We start from the raw sequence: 16,946 nt of genomic DNA, 5'->3' as shown, positions 1-16,946 counted from the left end.
CGCGCTCCCGCGGAGAAGTTTCGGGAAGACGTCACCAGAGTAACGGTCAGGTAACCCCATAAGGCCGCTTACTTCTCTTTCAGACCGGCCAGCACCTTTTCGGGCAGGGCCGGCAGCTGCGTTATACGAACGCCGCAGGCATCGGTGATCGCGTTGATGACCGCCGCGTGGGGGCTGGTCAGGGGCAGTTCCCCCACGCCACCGGCGCCGAAAGGACCGTCCTTGCGCGGGGTTTCGACGTAGATCAATTCCATGTCGTCGGGGATCTGCTTGATATACGGGAACCCCGCACCGACCATGGTGGAATGCTTCTTGATATCCTCGTAGTCTTCGGTGAGGGCCAGGCCGATACCCTGAGCCAGGCCGCCATACATCTGCCCGTCCACCACCAGCCGGTTGTTGATGTTGCCGATATCGGCCACCAGGGTCATTTTTTCGACCGCGGTCTTACCGGTGGCGGTCTCCACGGCCACCTCGGCCATGAATACCCCGTACATGTACACGGAGAAAGGCGATCCCTGGCTGTTCCCGTCACAATTGGTCGCCGGCGCGGTCCATTTTCCGGTATAGTGCACGGGGATGTGGTCGGCCTGCATCTCGGCGTAGGATCGATAGGTGCCGTCGGGCTTTTTCATGGCCGCCACCAGGGCTTCGGCGCCATTTTTGATGGCCTGCCCGGTCATCACCTGCGACCGGCTGCCGCCGGCGGGGCCCGAGTTGGGGGCCTTGCTGGTGTCGTTCATCACCAGGCGCACCCGGTCCGGGGTGATACCGGTCACATGCAAGGCCTCGAAGGCCGATCCCAGTGCGCCGGCATCGGCACCCTGGCCGTGATCCTCCCAGCAGGAGTAGACGGTCACCGTATCGTCGGCGTTGAGTTCCACCCAGGCCTCGGAGCTGTCCGGACCGTCCAGACCGCACCCGTATACGCCGATGGAGACCCCCACCCCTTTTTTGATCCCCGCGGTGGATTCGGCCGCAGCCTTGTCTCTGGCCGTCTTGTAAAGCGGACGCAGCTTGTCGATCATCTCCGGCAGGGAATAGACTTCCGGTTCCTGACCGGTGGGGGTCGTGGATCCCTGGCGATAGACGTTTTTGTAACGCAGCTCCAGGGGATCCATACCGAGTTTTTCGGCCAGTTCGTCCATGAGCACTTCCGAGGCGAATTCGCTCTGGGGGGACCCGTAGGCCCTGAAGGCCGATCCCCAGGCGTGGTTGGTGCACACGGTACGCCCCTCGCCGCGAATATGGGGGATGTCGTAGCCGGCCCCCATGAACTGGGTCCCGCGAAGGGTCAGCAGATCGCCGAACTCCGAATAGGGACCGTGATCCACGCTGTAGTCGGTCTCCATGGCCAGCAGCTTGCCGTCCCTGCCGGCGGCAAGACGCATGTTCATGAAAAAGGGCGAGCGCTTGCCGGTGTAGGCCATCTGCTGCTGGTAGTCGTACCTGAGAAAACAGGGCCTTCCGGTGGCCAGGGCGGCCGCGCCCACCAGGGCCTCCATGGTGGGGCTGAACTTGTAGCCGAAGGTGCCGCCGGCCGGGTTCTGGACCATGACCAGATTCTCCATCTCCACCCCCAGGCCGGGAGCGACCATGGCCGCATGCAGGTGCAGGCCGATGGACTTGGAGTGGATCACCAGTTTGCCGTCGTCGTCCTGGTAAGCAAACCCCACGTCCGGTTCGATGGGCATGTGGGGCTGGCGGCCGACGTAGAAATCGTCTTCCACCACCGCGCCGGCCGCATCGAAAACGGGGCCGGTTTCATGCCCCTTGGCGATTTTCTGGACATAGTAGACGTTGGGCGTGCCCGGATGGATCTCGATGGCGTCGTCGGCCATGGCCGCCTGCGCACTCATGTATTCGGGCAGCGCTTCCAGGTCCACCTTGACCTTGGCCGCCGCCGCCCTGGCATGGGCATCGGTATCGGCGCAGACGATGGCGATGGCGTCACCGTATTGAAACACCTTGGTGTCGCAGAGAATCGGCCGGTCCCAGCCGTCTCCCTTGTTGGACGGAAAGGTGATCAGGCCGCTGATGCGGTTTTTTCCGGGCACATCCTTATGGGTGACCACCTTGAAAACGCCGGGCATCCGTTCGGCCTCGGCCGTATCGATGCCCTTGATATTGGCATGGGAGACGGTGGCCTGGACCAGGGCCAGGTTCAGCCGGTCTTCGGGCAGTTTCAGCCCCAGATCCGCGCCGTAGTCCAGGGTGCCGGTCACCTTGGCGACGGCTGTGGGACGTGGGTATTTGGTGCCCCAGATGCGACCGTCGGCAGGGATTTTGAAATGGAGTTCATCGGCTGCCATTTCTCCGCGCAGCACCTTGGCGGCATCCATGACCGCGTCGACGATCGGTTTGTAGCCGGTACAGCGGCAGGCATTGCGGTGCTTCTGAAACCAGTCCCGGATCTCTTCCCGGGATGGATCGGGCTTCTCGTCGAGCAGGGCCTTGGCCGAAACGATAAATCCCGGGCTGCAGAAGCCGCACTGGGCGCAGCCGTGCGCAATCCAGGCCAGCTGGATCGGATGCAGGCCGGCCGGTGTGCCGATGCCCTCGATGGTGGTCACGGAGGCCCCTTCCGCCATTCGTGAGAACCTGGTGACACAGGAGCGCACGAGTTTCCCGTCGACGATGACGCTGCAGGCCCCGCACTGCCCCTGGTCACAGCCGACTTTTGTCCCGGTGAGCCCCATCTGGCCGCGAAGAACATTGGCAAGGGAGTCACCCACCTGGGCGACCACAACCTTTTCGGTGCCGTTCAGCACGATGTTCCGTTTAATCATAATCCCGGTCCCTCCCCTTTAATGGATTAAAAAGACATTCGCAAAAGCGTCCGGCAGCTCAGGCGTCAACCTCTGACGAAACCGCACAGTGAGTAGCAGCACCACCCCACTCAAAAGCCACTGCGGTGCATGCATAGTTCAGGAAACGGAGAATACGGGCAGAACAAAAGGATCGATGGGTTATTTCCTATCGCATCTTTTCTCATGTGTCAATTTTGACATAAAGAAACGAAAAGAAAGACCTGCGCCAACCCATCCTTACGAAGCAGGAACGCCGGCAGTGTTGAACTGGGCTGGCCGGGCCATGGGCAGGACGGTTCCAAAAGCCCCGTCAGACCAGCGCCAGAATCCTTTTTGAGGTATACTCGCCCACATCGGCCAGCCCGTCCACAGGCATGAACCGGTTGGCGTTGCCGGAAAATAGGCAGGTTACCGACGGCGGGAAATCCTCGTCGGCCTCGTAAACGATATAGCACAGGAAGATCTTGGGCAGGGGGCGGATCACGAATGCGAAATCGCCACCCACCGACGGGGGGGCCGGATGGCCCCCAAGCAGATCCACGAGCGACTGGCGTTTTTGCTTGATCCGGGGCACCCCCGGCACCAGAATCTGCTCGGTGTGGGAGGTAAATGCCGCCACATAGGGCGCGGTACCGGGAAACTCCTTGAACGATTTCAACGGTTCCAGAAGGGGTGCCTCGGTCGAGGCGTTCAATGCGTACAGGGAGAGCAGGATGCCGATCACACCGGGCACCGCTTCACCGCCCAGGACGATACCGTCCGGCGCAATGACGCATCGCTGACCGAAAGCCGTGAATCGATAGGCCAAACCGTTTTTCTCACCCGGAAGCCGCTTCTCCAGGTCACCTGGCAGATTCCCATAAAGCCGTTCCAGATTATCCCTGGCGATCTTCTCGTAGTTGTCCACCGGCCCTCCTTTTTCAAGCCTTTATACCATGAAAGACGCCACTTCCGACTTCCGGCTTCACTCATCCCCCCATCCATTTTCACGGTCCCTGGCGATAAACCAGATGGGGCAGGCAGACCGGTATTTGCAATACAATCTCGGGTCCCGGCACCGGGCGGACCGGGCGCAAAATGGAACCTGATATTTCATGCACACCAGGCTGGCGGGTTCATCCGGATGATTCACACAGGTTTCCATTGTATCTGTTTCCATCGTTCCTATTATGGTATAGTAGTCCTAAAGGTTGAAACCGGGCCCGAAAGGAGTGGAGCCCTTGATTTCATTGGGGTTACACATATGTGCCAATGAAAAAAAACACGCCGTCTGCCGCAGATGCGTCGCCCGGGCATGCCACGGGCCGACGGTCGGACAGGCATAGCAAAAAGAGATAGAGATGTCATGAAAGAGTTTTTCCATGTAGAAACCATCGAAGGCGTTCTGGCCCACGCAGCGTCATTTTCCGCGGTGGGCACGGAAACGGTGGCACTGGCGGAATGCCTGGGCCGGGTGCTGGCCGAGGACGCCTATTCCGATGTGGACATTCCCGATTTCAGCCGATCCACCATGGACGGCTTCGCCGTCAAGGCATCCTCCACCTTCGGTGCATCCGAGGCCAACCCCGCTTACCTGAATGTACGCGGGCAGGTCAAAATGGGGGTCCGGCCCGATTTTTCCATCGGCCCCGGGGAGGCGGCCCGGATCGCCACCGGCGGCATGCTGCCCGAGGGTGCCGACAGCGTCATCATGATCGAGCACACCGACCTGCTGGACGATACCACCATCGAGGCGTACCGGAGCGTGGCCCCCGGTCAGCACGTGATCGAGAAAGGCGAAGACATCCGGCATGCCGAACCGGCGCTGGCCAGCGGGACGCGCATCCGACCCCAGGAGGCGGGCCTGCTGGCCGCCTGCGGACGAACGGCGGTCACCGTCTTCAGGCGCCCCATGGTCGGCATCATTTCAACCGGTGACGAAGTCGTACCGGTCGATCAGGTTCCCGGCGAAGGACAGGTCCGGGACATCAACACGCAAAGCCTGTCCGGCCAGGTGATGGCGGCCGGCGGGGTGCCGGTGGTCTTCGGCATCGTCAGGGACAACCGCGACGACCTCATGAAAAAGTGCCGGGGTGCCCTGGAAACCACCGACATGGTCATGATTTCCGGGGGCAGTTCGGTGGGGGCCAGGGATTTCACCGTCGAGGTGCTCGACACCCTGCCCGATACCGGGATCCTGGTCCACGGCATCTCCATCAGCCCGGGCAAGCCCACCATCCTGGCCCGATCCGGCGGCAAGGCCTTCTGGGGACTGCCCGGTCACGCCGTCTCCGCCATGGTGGTCTTTGCCGCGGTGGTCAGGCCATTTCTGGACCGGCTGTGTGGATTGACGCAAACGGTCCGGCAGTTTCCGGTAAAGGCCGTCCTGAGCCGCAACCTGGCATCGGCCCAGGGACGGGTGGATTACGTCCGCGTGCGTCTTGATCGCGATGAGGCCGGCGGCCCTGTCATGGCGGAGCCGATATTGGGAAAATCCGGGTTGATCAACACCATGGTCAAGGCCGACGGTCTGATCGCCATCGGCATCGACACCGAAGGGCTGGATCAGGGAGCAGCGGTTGAGGTGATGCCGCTATGACGGCCGCCTGCCAATTCGGGTCTTTTTACATCAAACTGAAAGTCTAACATATACAAAGCCAACGGGAGTTACCCTTGACCACCAAACGCAATGTCTACTTGAAAATGAAGCCCCTCGAGGAAGCCCGGCAGATTCTCTTCGACCATTTTCCCGGAACCGGCAGCATGGCCGCCGAACACGTGTCGCCGCCCGAGAGCGTGGGCCGGATCCTGGCCGAACCGGTGACCGCCGCCGTGTCGTCGCCCAACTTTCACGCCGCCGCCATGGATGGCGTGGCCGTGGCCGCCGAAGCGACCTTCGGCGCCAGCGAATCCCGGCCCAAAGAGTTGGCCGTGGGCACTCAGGCCCGGTTCCTCAACACCGGCCACGTCATGCCCGAAGGCACCAATGCCGTCATCATGATCGAAAACATCCAGACCGTCGGTGAGGATCGCATCCGCATTGAAGCACCGGCCTTTCCCTGGCAGCACGTGCGCAAAATGGGTGAGGACATCGTGGCGACGGAACTGCTCTACCCCCGTGGCCACAGGGTTTCGCCCTACTGCGTGGGCGCGCTGATCTCCGGGGGCATCTACCGGGTGCCGGTGAGACGAAAACCGCGGATTCTGATTATTCCCACCGGCTCGGAACTGGTGGACTGGCGCGCCACCGCCCCCGAAGACCTGAAGCCGGGGCAGGTGCTGGAAACCAACGCCACCGTGCTGGCAAAAATGATCGAGGCCTGCGGCGGTGAGGCGGTGCGGCACGACCGGGTCATGGACGACCTGGATCTGATCCGGCAGACGGTGGCCGAAGCCGTAGCCGGCGATGTGGACATGGTCATGACCATCGGCGGATCCTCCGCCGGCTCCGAGGACTATTCCCTGCCGGTTCTTCAATCCCTGGGACAGATGCTGGTTCACGGGGTGACCATCATGCCGGGCAAGCCGGTGATCCTGGGCGACATCGACGGCAAACCCTTTTTCGGCATCCCGGGCTACCCGGTGTCGGCCATCATCGCCCTGGAGCAGTTCGTTCAGCCGTTGATCAAACGCATGCTGGGTGTCGCCGACGCCCCCCGCCGGACCGTTCCCGTGGTGCCCACCCGCAAGATCGCCTCCCGGCTGGGCGTCGAAGAGTTCCTGCGGGTCAAGCTGGGCCAGGTGGGCGATCGCATCGTGGCCACGCCGCTGCCTCGCGGCGCCGGCATGATCACCAGCATCACCGAGGCCGACGGCATCATCCGCATCCCCCGCCAGGCGGAGGGCATCAAGGACAGCGATCCGGTCCATGCCGAACTGCTCAGGCCCCTTTCCGCCATCGAGCACACCATCGTCATCGTGGGCAGCCACGACAACACCCTGGACGTACTGGCCGACCATCTGCGCGCCGGCGACGGGGCACTGACCCTCTCTTCCAGTCATGTAGGGAGCATGGGCGGACTCATGGCCGTCAAGCGCGGCGTGTGCCACCTGGCCGGCGCCCACCTGCTGGATACGGAAACGGGCGAATACAATCTTTCTTATGTCAAGCGATACCTGCCCGATACACCGGTACGGATCGTGAATCTGGTGATGCGGGCCCAGGGGCTCATCATCCCCCGTGGCAACCCTAAAGGAATCAAAGGCATCGAGGACCTGGGCCGCGACGACATCGTTTTCATGAACCGCCAGGGCGGTTCGGGAACCCGGATCCTCCTGGATTATCGTCTGGGTCAGATCGGCCTTTCCCCGGAACAGATCAACGGTTACACCAGCGAAGAATTCACCCACATGAACGTGGCCGTGGCGGTGCTCAGCGGCACGGCGGATGCGGGGCTGGGCATCTTTGCCGCGGCAAAGGCCCTCGACCTGGATTTCATTCCCGTGGTCACCGAACAATACGACCTGATCATCCCGGAGGCCCACTTCGAATCGCCAAACATCCAGGTCCTGCTGGAAACCATCGCCACCGACGGGTTCAAACGGCGGGTGGAAGCCCTGGGCGGCTACAGCACGTCCAAAACCGGAACGGTTGTCGGCTGACACGGGAGACTGCTGGTAAGGGTAACGCGAATGCCCGATCCGGATCGCTTTTAGAGTTATGACCGAAACCTACACCCTCCTGGACCACACCGCGGACCTGAGAATCCGTGTCAGTGGAACCGATCCGGCCGATCTGTTCCAAAACGCCGGTCTGGCCCTCTTTGACCTGATCGCCGACCCGGTCCGGCTGAAACCGCGAGAAATCATCGAGGTGGCGGTCACCGGCGACGATCCGGCCGATCTTATGGTCAACTACCTGCGGGAGCTGCTCTACCTGTGGACCGGCGAGGAAAAACTGGTTGAGCGAATCGATATCGTTCACCTTACGGATACGGCCGTCTCCGCCCGGGTATCTGCCGACCGCTATCAGCCGGGACGCCATGAAATCCGCAACGAAATAAAAGCGGTGACCTACCACCAGATCGAAGTGAGCCGGACGGAAAGCGGGTGGCGGGCGATGGTGGTATTTGACATTTGAGCGGCCCTCCAGAAATGGTGGCTTGCGGTTCAGGCCAAGGCCGCAGTGTTTTCGAAACCGCAGGCGCAGCAGCGCTGCGTCGAGGATGGCGAAAACGCGAGAACGCCGGCCCGGGCTGCAAGATGCCGTTTCTGGAGGGTCGCTGGCGGGAGGTTGAGATGCAACTGAAACAGATCAGCCCCTATTGTTATGAAATTCCCCAATCCGGATCCATGAACGTGCCGGGCCGGGTGTTCATGAGCGAGCGGATGGCCAGCGCGCTGTCTGAGGAGGAGGCCCTCAAACAGGTGGCCAACGTGGCCACGCTGCCCGGCATCCTCACGGCCGCCATGGCCATGCCCGACATGCACTGGGGCTACGGCTTCCCCATCGGCGGCGTGGCCGCCTTCGACTGGGACACCGGGGTCATTTCACCGGGCGGGGTGGGCTACGACATCAACTGCGGCGTCCGCCTGGCCGGCACGGGCCTTGAAAAAAAAGAGATCCTGCCGGCGGTGGAGCGGCTGGTCACGGCCCTGTTCCAGAACATCCCGTCCGGGGTGGGATCCACCGGTTCGGTTAAATTATCAGTTAAAGAAGAGATGAGGGTGCTGCGGGAAGGCGGACGCTGGGCCGTGCGCCAGGGCCTGGGGGAACCTTCAGACGTGGAGCGCACCGAAGACGGCGGCTGCATGGCCGAAGCCGATCCGTCCGTGATCAGCGAACGGGCCCTGATGCGCGGTACCAGACAGTTGGGCACATTGGGAAGCGGGAACCATTTCCTCGAAGTGGGGGTGGTCGATGAAATTTTCGATGAGCGGGCGGCCCGGGCCTTCGGCCTCTTCCCAGACCAGGTCACCGTGCTCCTGCACTCGGGTTCCCGTGGTCTGGGGTACCAGGTGTGCGACGATTCTCTGGCCTTCATGGCCAGACACGTCAGGACCCTGGACATCCAGCTGCCGGATCGCCAGCTGGCCTGCGCCATGATCCGCTCCGAGGCCGGCCGGCGCTATTTTGCCGCCATGGCCTGTGCGGCCAACTACGCCTGGGCCAACCGCCAGATTCTTTTGCACCGGGCCCGGGAAACCTTTCAGCAGGTGCTGGGCATCGGCCCCCGGGATCTGGCCATGCACCAGGTGTATGACATCTGCCACAACATCGCCAAGCGCGAGGAGCACACGGTGGATGGGAAAAAACGGATCGTCTGTGTGCACCGCAAAGGCGCCACCCGCGCCTTTCCACCGGGCCACCCGGCCGTCTGCGAGGCCTACCGGCAGACCGGGCAGCCCATTTTAATCCCCGGGGACATGGGTACGGCGTCTTACGTCATGGCCGGCACCCGAACCGCCATGGCACAAAGCTTCGGGTCCACCTGCCATGGCGCCGGCCGGGTGCTCAGCCGCAAGGCCGCCAAAAAACGGAGCCGGGGACGGGCCATCCATCGGGAACTGGCCGACAAAGGCATCCTGGTCAAATGGACCGGCCGCAGCACCCTGGCCGAAGAGATGCCCGAGGCCTACAAGGACATCGACCAGGTGGTGGATGCGGTTCACGGGGCCGGGCTGTCCAAAAAGGTGGCCCGGCTGAGGCCGGTTTGTGTTATCAAGGGGTAGCCGTTCAAAAAAGGACGGAGCAGATATCAGGCGAACTAAAAATCCGTCAATCTTAACCTTTTTTCTCAAGACATCCGGAGCTGACTGTTGAATTCTATCGAAGCGATCGTTCTCGGCGCCATCCAGGGCCTGACCGAATTTCTGCCGGTGAGCAGTTCGGGCCACCTGGTCCTTTTTCAAAACCTCTTCGGGCTGCAGGAACCGGAGCTGCTGTTTGACATCTGCCTGCACGTGGGGACCCTGTCGGCGGTGATCATCGTTTTTTACCGTGAAATCCTGGAGATTCTCAAGGCCCTGTTCCAGATTCCGGGAAGAATGAAAACGGCCGGCGGGTTCATGCAGTTGTGCCGGGCGGACCCGTCCATCCGCATGGCCCTGCTGATCGTGGTGGGCAGCATTCCCACCGCAGGCATCGGCCTGCTGTTCAAAGAAATCACCGACCAGCTTTTCGGCTCCATCACGGTGGTCGGCTGCATGCTGCTGATTACCGGCACACTGCTGTGGCTGACCCGCCGGATCAGGGGCGAGGGGCGGCCCATCGGTCAGGCCACCGTAAAGGAGGCCCTGATCATCGGGACCGTACAGGGCCTGGCCATTCTGCCCGGCATTTCGCGTTCCGGGTCCACCATTGCCACGGCCCTGTTTCTGGGTGTGGACCGAAAACTGGCCGGCCGCTATTCGTTCCTGCTCTCCATTCCGGCCATTGTCGGCGCGCTGGTCCTGGGGCTGGATACGCCCGAACTCCATACCACGATCCCCATGGGCACCATCATCGCCGGATCGATTGTCTCGGCCCTGGTGGGCTGGGTGGCCCTCGTCGTCCTGCTGCGGGTGGTGGACCGGGGCCAGCTGCACCGCTTTGCCCCCTACTGCTGGCTGGTGGGCATCATTACGCTGGTATTCGCCGGGATCGGTTAGATGAGTAGTCTGAAATTATTCCGACTGGTGCTGTGAAGTGTGAGCGTGTAAAGGCAAGAAAGGGGCTATTTTTTACTAAGTTCCCTAATCTTTAAACGTTGCGCGTGGTCTGCCCCCAACTCAGGTTAATTCTGGCCAACTAACTCAAATCTTCTACCTCGTGCAGTTCATCAAGAAGCGCCTTGGCTTCTCTCAGGTTTTGCGTATCAAACCCTTCTGTGAACCAGCCATAGATCTCTGAAAGCAGGCTCTGGGCTTCTTTTTTCCTGCCACGAGCCCGCCATAAACGACTCAAGCTCACCGCCGCCTGCAATTCCTGATATTTGGCTCCATATCGGTGAGCAATGTCTACCGCCTGTTGAAAGCACGCTTCGGCCTGGCGCCCTTGCCGGTCATTTTGAATCAGCAGCAGTTCTCCTTTCAACCAATGCAATCTGGCTTCTTCCTGGCGCTCTCCGGTCTGTTCGATTTTCACCAGTGCCTCGTTCACTGCTTTTAGGCCTTTCTCAGCTATCCCTGCTGTTCTGTATGCATCGGCCAGAACACCACGCAAAAACGGGAAGAGGACTTCATTTCCATTCGCCTGCCAGTCGGCCGCAGCCTGGCTCAGTTGCGCTATTTGTTCTTCCCCCGATTCTTTTTCGATCTGAGACCATCCCAGAAAAAATGTTCCAAAATACATCCATTGAACAAATCCATGCTGATTTGCAGATGCTAACAACGTACGTGCATTTTCCTCAATTTTTTCAGTATCATGGCACCAATAGTGGAGAATACAGGCGGTGACGAGAAAAAGTGCCGTGCTAGGAGGATGTAAAAGCTCGTTGCTCAGTGCTTCCATTTCCTTAAGTGCTTCAACAGCCTGTTTCGGATAGCCGAGATTCAACAGCGTCCAAACCCGGTAACAGAAACATACAATCCTGATGTCCTGCGCATAGCGGAAGTCTCGATCTTGGTGGCTCCCCATGTCAAAGAGGACCAGGGCCTTCTCGACATGCTCTCGGGAGGCTGTATATTGTGCTGCCCAAAACGATGTGATCCCTAACACCGTGTGGGCCATCATCAAGGCTGCCGCATCGTCGTGCTCCTGGGCCAGCTTCAACAGCCGCTTTCCTAAATCGTGCGCTATCTGATACTCTGCCCGGAATACATAGTAATATCTTCCCAGTGCGAACAACACCGGCACGACCTCAGGTGTATCGCCAATCCTCCCGCAAAGCTCCAGCGCCTTGTTGTAAGTCGCCTCCACCTCCGCAACAGCATATCCTCTGGAGACTATCAGCGCCGATCCCAGGGCCATTTGCAGCGGTAGTTCCTGTTGGTCACGTTGGGGAGACTTCGGCAGTTCCTTGAGCACATTCAGTCCACGCGTCAGGTGGGCGATGGCTTCTTCATTGGCAGAGCGCTGCATGGCGCGCTGGCCAGCTTGCAGCCAGAAAGGTATGGCCTGTTCTCCCAGTCCTGCCTCTGTGTAATGATGCGCGACCAGTTCCGGCTTGGTGGCGACCGTCTCGGCAAATTCCCCGACCAGAATGCCGGCAATCCGTTGGTGGTATTGTTGACGAGTGCCTTTTAGCAACGACTGGTAGGCAGTCTCCTGGATTAACGCATGCTTGAAAACATATGTAGCCTTCGGTGGTATGCCGCGCTGGTACAGCAGTTCGGCTTCCACTAGCTGGTTCAGCCCTTGCTGCAATGATTGTTCGTTCAAAAACGATACCGCCTGCAGCATTTCATAAGAAAACTCCCTGCCCAGAATAGCGCTTAGCTGCGCAATCTCCTTGGCCGAGGCCAGGCGGTCCAGCCGCGCCGTCAGGGAATCCTGCAGCGTAGTGGGAATCGCCAGGGGGGGAAGCGGTCCGGCCAGTTCGTAGCTCTCGCCTCTCTCTACTAACAGCCCCGATTCCAGTACCATCTTGGTCAACTCCTCCACGAACAGCGGCACCCCATCGGTCTTTTCCACGATCTGCTCGAGCACCACGGCCGGAAGCAGCTTTCCCCCGGCGACGTTTTGAATCATAATGGCAGCTTGTTTCCGGGTCAGACGACGCAACGTCGGATGGGACAAGTGGGCGCGGCCGCTCCATGGAGGGCTGAAGTCCGGACGAAAAGTAAAGAGGGCGAAAATCCGGGTCGTGGGAATCTGGTCTACGAGAAGATTCAAAAATTCCAGTGTGGTGGGATCAGCCCAATGTAAATCTTCCATAACCAGCAGCAGGGGCTGCCTGTTGGCGATTTCCAACATAACACCCAGAATGGATTGAAGGACGAGCTGTTTTTGCCGTTCGGGCGACAGTTTGGATGGTGTATATTTATCGTTCAGCGGTATCGACAATAGATCGGCGAACAACGGTACCATTTCTGCGTGGGGAATTCCGTACTGTACCAGGAAGCCTTCCAAACGGCTCAGTTTCTTCGCTGGGTCATCACCCCGCTCGAATTGCAGGACGATCCGCTCGAGCAGGTCGAGCACCGGATAAAACGCGCTGTTCTGGTGGTAGGGTGAACACTGGCATGGTGTCAGCCACGCCTTCGGGTCCTGCGCAACATGCTCTTTCATCGCCTGTACAAGGCGTGATTTGCCGACGCCGGCCTCACCGCTGAGCAACACGACTTGTCCCATGCCTTCTTCGATCTGTTCCCAGCGTTCGAAGAGAAGGCCAAGCTCCTGATCCCGGCCAACCAGGGGCGTTGACCCGGTTGAAACCTCGGTATCAAGGCGACTTCGGGCCGAGCTCTCCTGGTGCAGCTGACAAACACCAACCGGTTTGGAAAATCCTTTCAGGACAAGGGTGTCCAGTTGTTGGCAAGCAAAAAAGTCCTCAATCAATCGATGCGTCGCCGCACTGATCACAACAGTGTTGGGATCGGCCTCGTTCTGCAGACGTGCGGCAATGTTGGGCGTCTCACCCATGGCCAGTCGCTCGCGCGTGTCGCCATATCCCATCTCTCCGGCGACCACCAGTCCGGTATGGATCCCGATTCGGACCGCCAGTTCCACACCCCATTTCTCATAGTGTTGAGGGTTTTGGCGGGTAATGGCTTCGACAATACCCAGGCCTGCACGGGCGGCCCGCTGGGGATCGTCCTCGTGTGCCTGTGGATAACCAAAGTAAACCAGCAGACCATCCCCCAGGTACTGGGTGATGTTTCCCTCGAAACGGCGGATGACCTTGCCGCAGGTTTCCTGATATGCCTGAATCACATGGCGCAGATCCTCGGGATCCAGTTGTTCCGATAAAGAGCTGGAATCCACCAAATCACAGAACATCACCGTCAACTGCCTGCGCTCGGCCTCGATTGCAATATCCTCCTGTGGTCCTTCGTCAGTGGGAGCCTGGGAATCCAGCCTTTTTCCGCATTTCATGCAGAAGAGAGCATCTTCCGGACATACGGTGCCACAGTGAGAACATTTTCGTTTCAGTTTTTCCCCGCATTTCATGCAGAACAGGGCTTCCGAGGGGTTTTCAATCCGGCACTCTTGGCATTTCATTCAAATATCCCTACAAATCAGTTGAGTAGATGGAATAAACGATAAATGTGAAAGGATTCGGAGCTGCTTAAGACTCATAGCCAGGTGGATAAGCAGAAACTATAAAAAGGCCACTAAAAAAGTGCACTCAGAGTGAATTTGAGCTTGAATTTTTGTTGCAGCATGTCATTTTCTTCAAAAGAATGTTCCAAAAAACAAATCAGCCTAACTCAGATGCATTGAGAGTACCTTTCGATCCGTAATCTTGTCAAACGCTGGGATAGATGCTTTTCAGACGATCAGCAGAAATTTTCATGGCCATTCAATTACGCTGTGTCTATCTCACAAAAACGACCCTCACCGTTTCGTGTGCTTTCTTGCCATGACTTGGCGACGGACTTGGTTTTGGAAGAAATCAAGATGTTGGGGTCGGTAAAAAAGCCAAACAGGTTGGGATTACATTCCGAGATATAGGATGTCCCGAAGTTCAGGCAAATCGTGAACAATTATGAGTAGTGCCCTCCGGACCTCCTTGTCAAAGGTTTCGAAAAGATGGGCTTTTACACAGGTGTTGCCCCCCCGCCAGAATCAAAATGCGTAATGGAACCCTCGCGCTATTTCGACGAGTCGAGCACAAGAAGCCATCGCTGAAGACGGCTCAACCATGAAAGTACTTCGCATTGACCTGGATAAAAGGGTTCGCAGACATCGAACGAACGACAACCCCTCCTGTTCTATGCGTCGGTGACACACCCTTCCGACGCCGACCGAACGGTTTTAATGTACTTGTAGAGGATCCCGCGGGAGACTTTATAGGGCGGCGCTGTCCAGGCCTTCCGCCGGCGCGCCATCTCGGCCGGATCGACGTTGACGTCAACGCTGTGAGCCGTCGCGTCGATGGTGATGGTATCCCCCGTTCGGATCAATGCCAGGGGCCCGCCGTCCTGGGCTTCGGGGGTGACATGGCCCACGATGAACCCGTGGGAGCCGCCCGAAAACCGGCCGTCGGTGATCAGGGCGACATCCTTTCCCAGACCGGCCCCCATGATCGCCGAGGTGGGGGTCAGCATTTCCGGCATGCCGGGGCCGCCCTTGGGCCCTTCATAGCGAATCACCACCACATCGCCTTTAAGGATCCGACCCTCCTCCAGGGCCGACAGCATATCCTCTTCGGCATCGAATACATTGGCCCGGCCGCTGAAGGCGACCCCCTCCTTGCCGGTGATCTTGGCCACCGCACCGTCCGGCGCCAGGTTGCCCCGCAGGATCTGGATGTGGCCGGTGGGGTGAATAGGGGCTTCCAGGGGCCGCACGATTCGCTGGCCCGGTTCTAATCCATCCACCGTCGACAGGTTCTCTGCGACGGTCCGCCCGGTAACGGTCAGGCAGCTGCCGTCCAGCAGCCCTTCGCCCAAAAGATATTTCATCAGGGCCGGGATCCCGCCGATGCGGTCCAGGTCCTCCTGGACATAGGTGCCGCTGGGCTTCATGTCCGCCAGCAGGGGCACGCGGTCGCTGACCCGCTGGAAATCGTCGATGGACAGGGGCACGTCCACGGCCCGGGCCATGGCAATCAGGTGCAGCACGGCATTGGTCGACCCGCCCAGGACCGTAAGGACGACCAGTGCGTTTTCAAAGGCCTCCCGGGTCATGATGTCCCGCGGCCGGATATCCGCCTGCAGAAGGCCCAGGATCGCCTCACCCGCCCGGCGGCACTCGTCCTTTTTATCGTCCGACTCGGCCGGCCGGCTGGCGCTGAACGGCAGCGACATGCCCATGGCCTCGATGGCCGACGCCATGGTGTTGGCGGTGTACATGCCCCCGCAGGCGCCCGCGCCCGGGCAGCTGTTTTTGACGATGGCCAGACGCTGCTGCTCGTCGATGGTGCCGGCCATGTATTCCCCGTAACTCTGGAAGGCGGAGACGATGTCCAGTTTGACGCCGTCCAGCCGACCGGCCCGGATGGTGCCCCCGTAGACCATCATGGCGGGGCGGTTCAGCCGGGCCATGGCGATCAGGCAGCCGGGCATGTTCTTGTCACACCCCGGCAGGGAAATATTGGCGTCATACCACTGGGCGCGCATCACCGTTTCGATGGAGTCGGCGATCAGATCCCGGGACGGCAGGGAATAGCTCATCCCCTCGGTACCCATGGAAATCCCGTCGCTCACCCCGATGGTGTTGAAGCGCAGGCCGACGAGGCCGGCCGCCTCCACGCCTGCCTTGACCCGGGCCGCCAGGTCGTTCAGGTGCATGTTGCAGGTGTTGCCCTCGTACCAGACGCTGCTGATCCCCACCTGGGCTTTTTGCATGTCGGCATCGCTCATCCCGATGCCGTATAGCATGGCCTGGGAGGCCCCCTGGGACTTGGGCCCGGTAATCTGCGAACTATATTGGTTCAACTTCTCAGTCATGGCTATTCCTTTTGAGGCAAAGTTAAGCTCAAAGTGCGGCGTGGTTCATAATCAAGGCTTCCAATTTACGCATCACACGTGACCCCCCTGAACCCCCGACCCCTTGAATCCTTTTTTACTTCTCCATCGCCGTGAACCCCGATCTCGCCACGTCGATGATGCTGTCGCTTCCCGCATCCTTCAAAAAATCATCGATCAACTGAGAGGTGCCGGTGACCTGAACGATGAAACACCCATTGCCCTGGCTGTCCAGGGTTTCAAACGGGTATGTCCTTTTGAGCGTCTCCAGGCGTCCCTCATCCGCTTCCAATTTGACGATGGCCACTTCCCGCCAGAAGCTTTCATTCATGTCCAGTTCCCTGGCGGAAATCACCTCGGTACTTTTTTCGATCTGCTTGATCACCTGGCGCATTTTGTCGTCGCTGTCCTCGCGCAGGGTGATGGTCATTCGGCTGGTGCCGGGCTGGGTGGTCTTGCACACGGTCAGGGTTTCGACATTGTACATCTTGCGCCGGATCAGCATGGCGATTTTGTTGAGCACGCCCGGCCGGTCGAGCATGAACGCCAGGATGGCCCGTCGCTTCATGGGGGCAGTGGTTGTCATCGAATTCTCCCGGTACAGTAGGTTAGTGTCTTATTTGAGATCTGGACATTGCGATTTGGAATTGATCTGGAAATTGG

General features: G+C 59.6%; 10 protein-coding genes. 5 read left to right on the top strand and 5 right to left on the bottom strand.

Features of this window, described 5'->3' with window-relative positions; all coding sequences use genetic code 11:
* Window positions 1–68 precede the first annotated feature (68 nt).
* Both DSCA_RS24365 and DSCA_RS24360 read right to left on the bottom strand, forming a co-directional pair.
* Complete coding sequence (locus tag DSCA_RS24365) at window positions 69–2,789, bottom strand: molybdopterin-dependent aldehyde oxidoreductase (RefSeq protein WP_155318923.1); 2,721 nt, start codon at window positions 2,787–2,789, stop codon at window positions 69–71.
* A 331-nt stretch (window positions 2,790–3,120) separates the two neighbouring features.
* A complete protein-coding gene (locus DSCA_RS24360) occupies window positions 3,121–3,717 on the bottom strand; it encodes a DUF3786 domain-containing protein (RefSeq protein ID WP_155318922.1) in 597 nt (198 codons plus the stop codon).
* Window positions 3,718–4,155: 438 nt separating this feature from the next.
* Here DSCA_RS24360 and DSCA_RS24355 point away from each other — a divergent pair, with 438 nt between their 5' ends.
* The 5 genes from DSCA_RS24355 (at window position 4,156) to DSCA_RS24335 (ending at window position 10,379) form a co-directional block, all read left to right on the top strand.
* A complete protein-coding gene (locus DSCA_RS24355) occupies window positions 4,156–5,388 on the top strand; it encodes a molybdopterin molybdotransferase MoeA (protein ID WP_155318921.1) in 1,233 nt (410 codons plus the stop codon).
* A gap of 74 nt (window positions 5,389–5,462) precedes the next feature.
* Window positions 5,463–7,391, top strand: a complete 1,929-nt coding sequence (locus DSCA_RS24350; RefSeq protein ID WP_155318920.1) for a molybdopterin biosynthesis protein — start codon at window positions 5,463–5,465, stop codon at window positions 7,389–7,391.
* 58 nt (window positions 7,392–7,449) lie between these two features.
* Window positions 7,450–7,869: an archease gene (locus DSCA_RS24345; RefSeq protein WP_155318919.1), complete on the top strand. Its 420-nt coding sequence runs from the start codon at window positions 7,450–7,452 to the stop codon at window positions 7,867–7,869.
* 158 nt (window positions 7,870–8,027) lie between these two features.
* On the top strand, window positions 8,028–9,461 hold the full coding sequence (locus tag DSCA_RS24340; RefSeq protein ID WP_155318918.1) for an RtcB family protein: 1,434 nt from the start codon (window positions 8,028–8,030) through the stop codon (window positions 9,459–9,461).
* A gap of 87 nt (window positions 9,462–9,548) precedes the next feature.
* Complete coding sequence (locus tag DSCA_RS24335) at window positions 9,549–10,379, top strand: undecaprenyl-diphosphate phosphatase (RefSeq protein WP_155318917.1); 831 nt, start codon at window positions 9,549–9,551, stop codon at window positions 10,377–10,379.
* 139 nt (window positions 10,380–10,518) lie between these two features.
* Here the strand turns inward: DSCA_RS24335 and DSCA_RS24330 are convergent, their stop codons facing one another.
* The 3 genes from DSCA_RS24330 to ilvN form a co-directional block, all read right to left on the bottom strand.
* Window positions 10,519–13,872 carry an adenylate/guanylate cyclase domain-containing protein gene (locus DSCA_RS24330; RefSeq protein ID WP_155318916.1) on the bottom strand — a complete coding sequence of 1,118 codons (3,354 nt, stop codon included), beginning with the start codon at window positions 13,870–13,872 and terminating at the stop codon, window positions 10,519–10,521.
* Window positions 13,873–14,585: 713 nt separating this feature from the next.
* Window positions 14,586–16,265 carry a dihydroxy-acid dehydratase gene (ilvD, locus tag DSCA_RS24325; protein WP_155318915.1) on the bottom strand — a complete coding sequence of 560 codons (1,680 nt, stop codon included), beginning with the start codon at window positions 16,263–16,265 and terminating at the stop codon, window positions 14,586–14,588.
* 115 nt (window positions 16,266–16,380) lie between these two features.
* On the bottom strand, window positions 16,381–16,869 hold the full coding sequence (gene ilvN / locus DSCA_RS24320) for an acetolactate synthase small subunit (protein WP_155318914.1): 489 nt from the start codon (window positions 16,867–16,869) through the stop codon (window positions 16,381–16,383).
* Window positions 16,870–16,946: the final 77 nt, after the last annotated feature.

The organism is Desulfosarcina alkanivorans (genome assembly GCF_009688945.1).
In the GTDB taxonomy this organism is placed as follows: Bacteria; Desulfobacterota; Desulfobacteria; order Desulfobacterales; family Desulfosarcinaceae; genus Desulfosarcina; species Desulfosarcina alkanivorans.
This window is presented reverse-complemented; position numbering and strand designations above follow the sequence as displayed.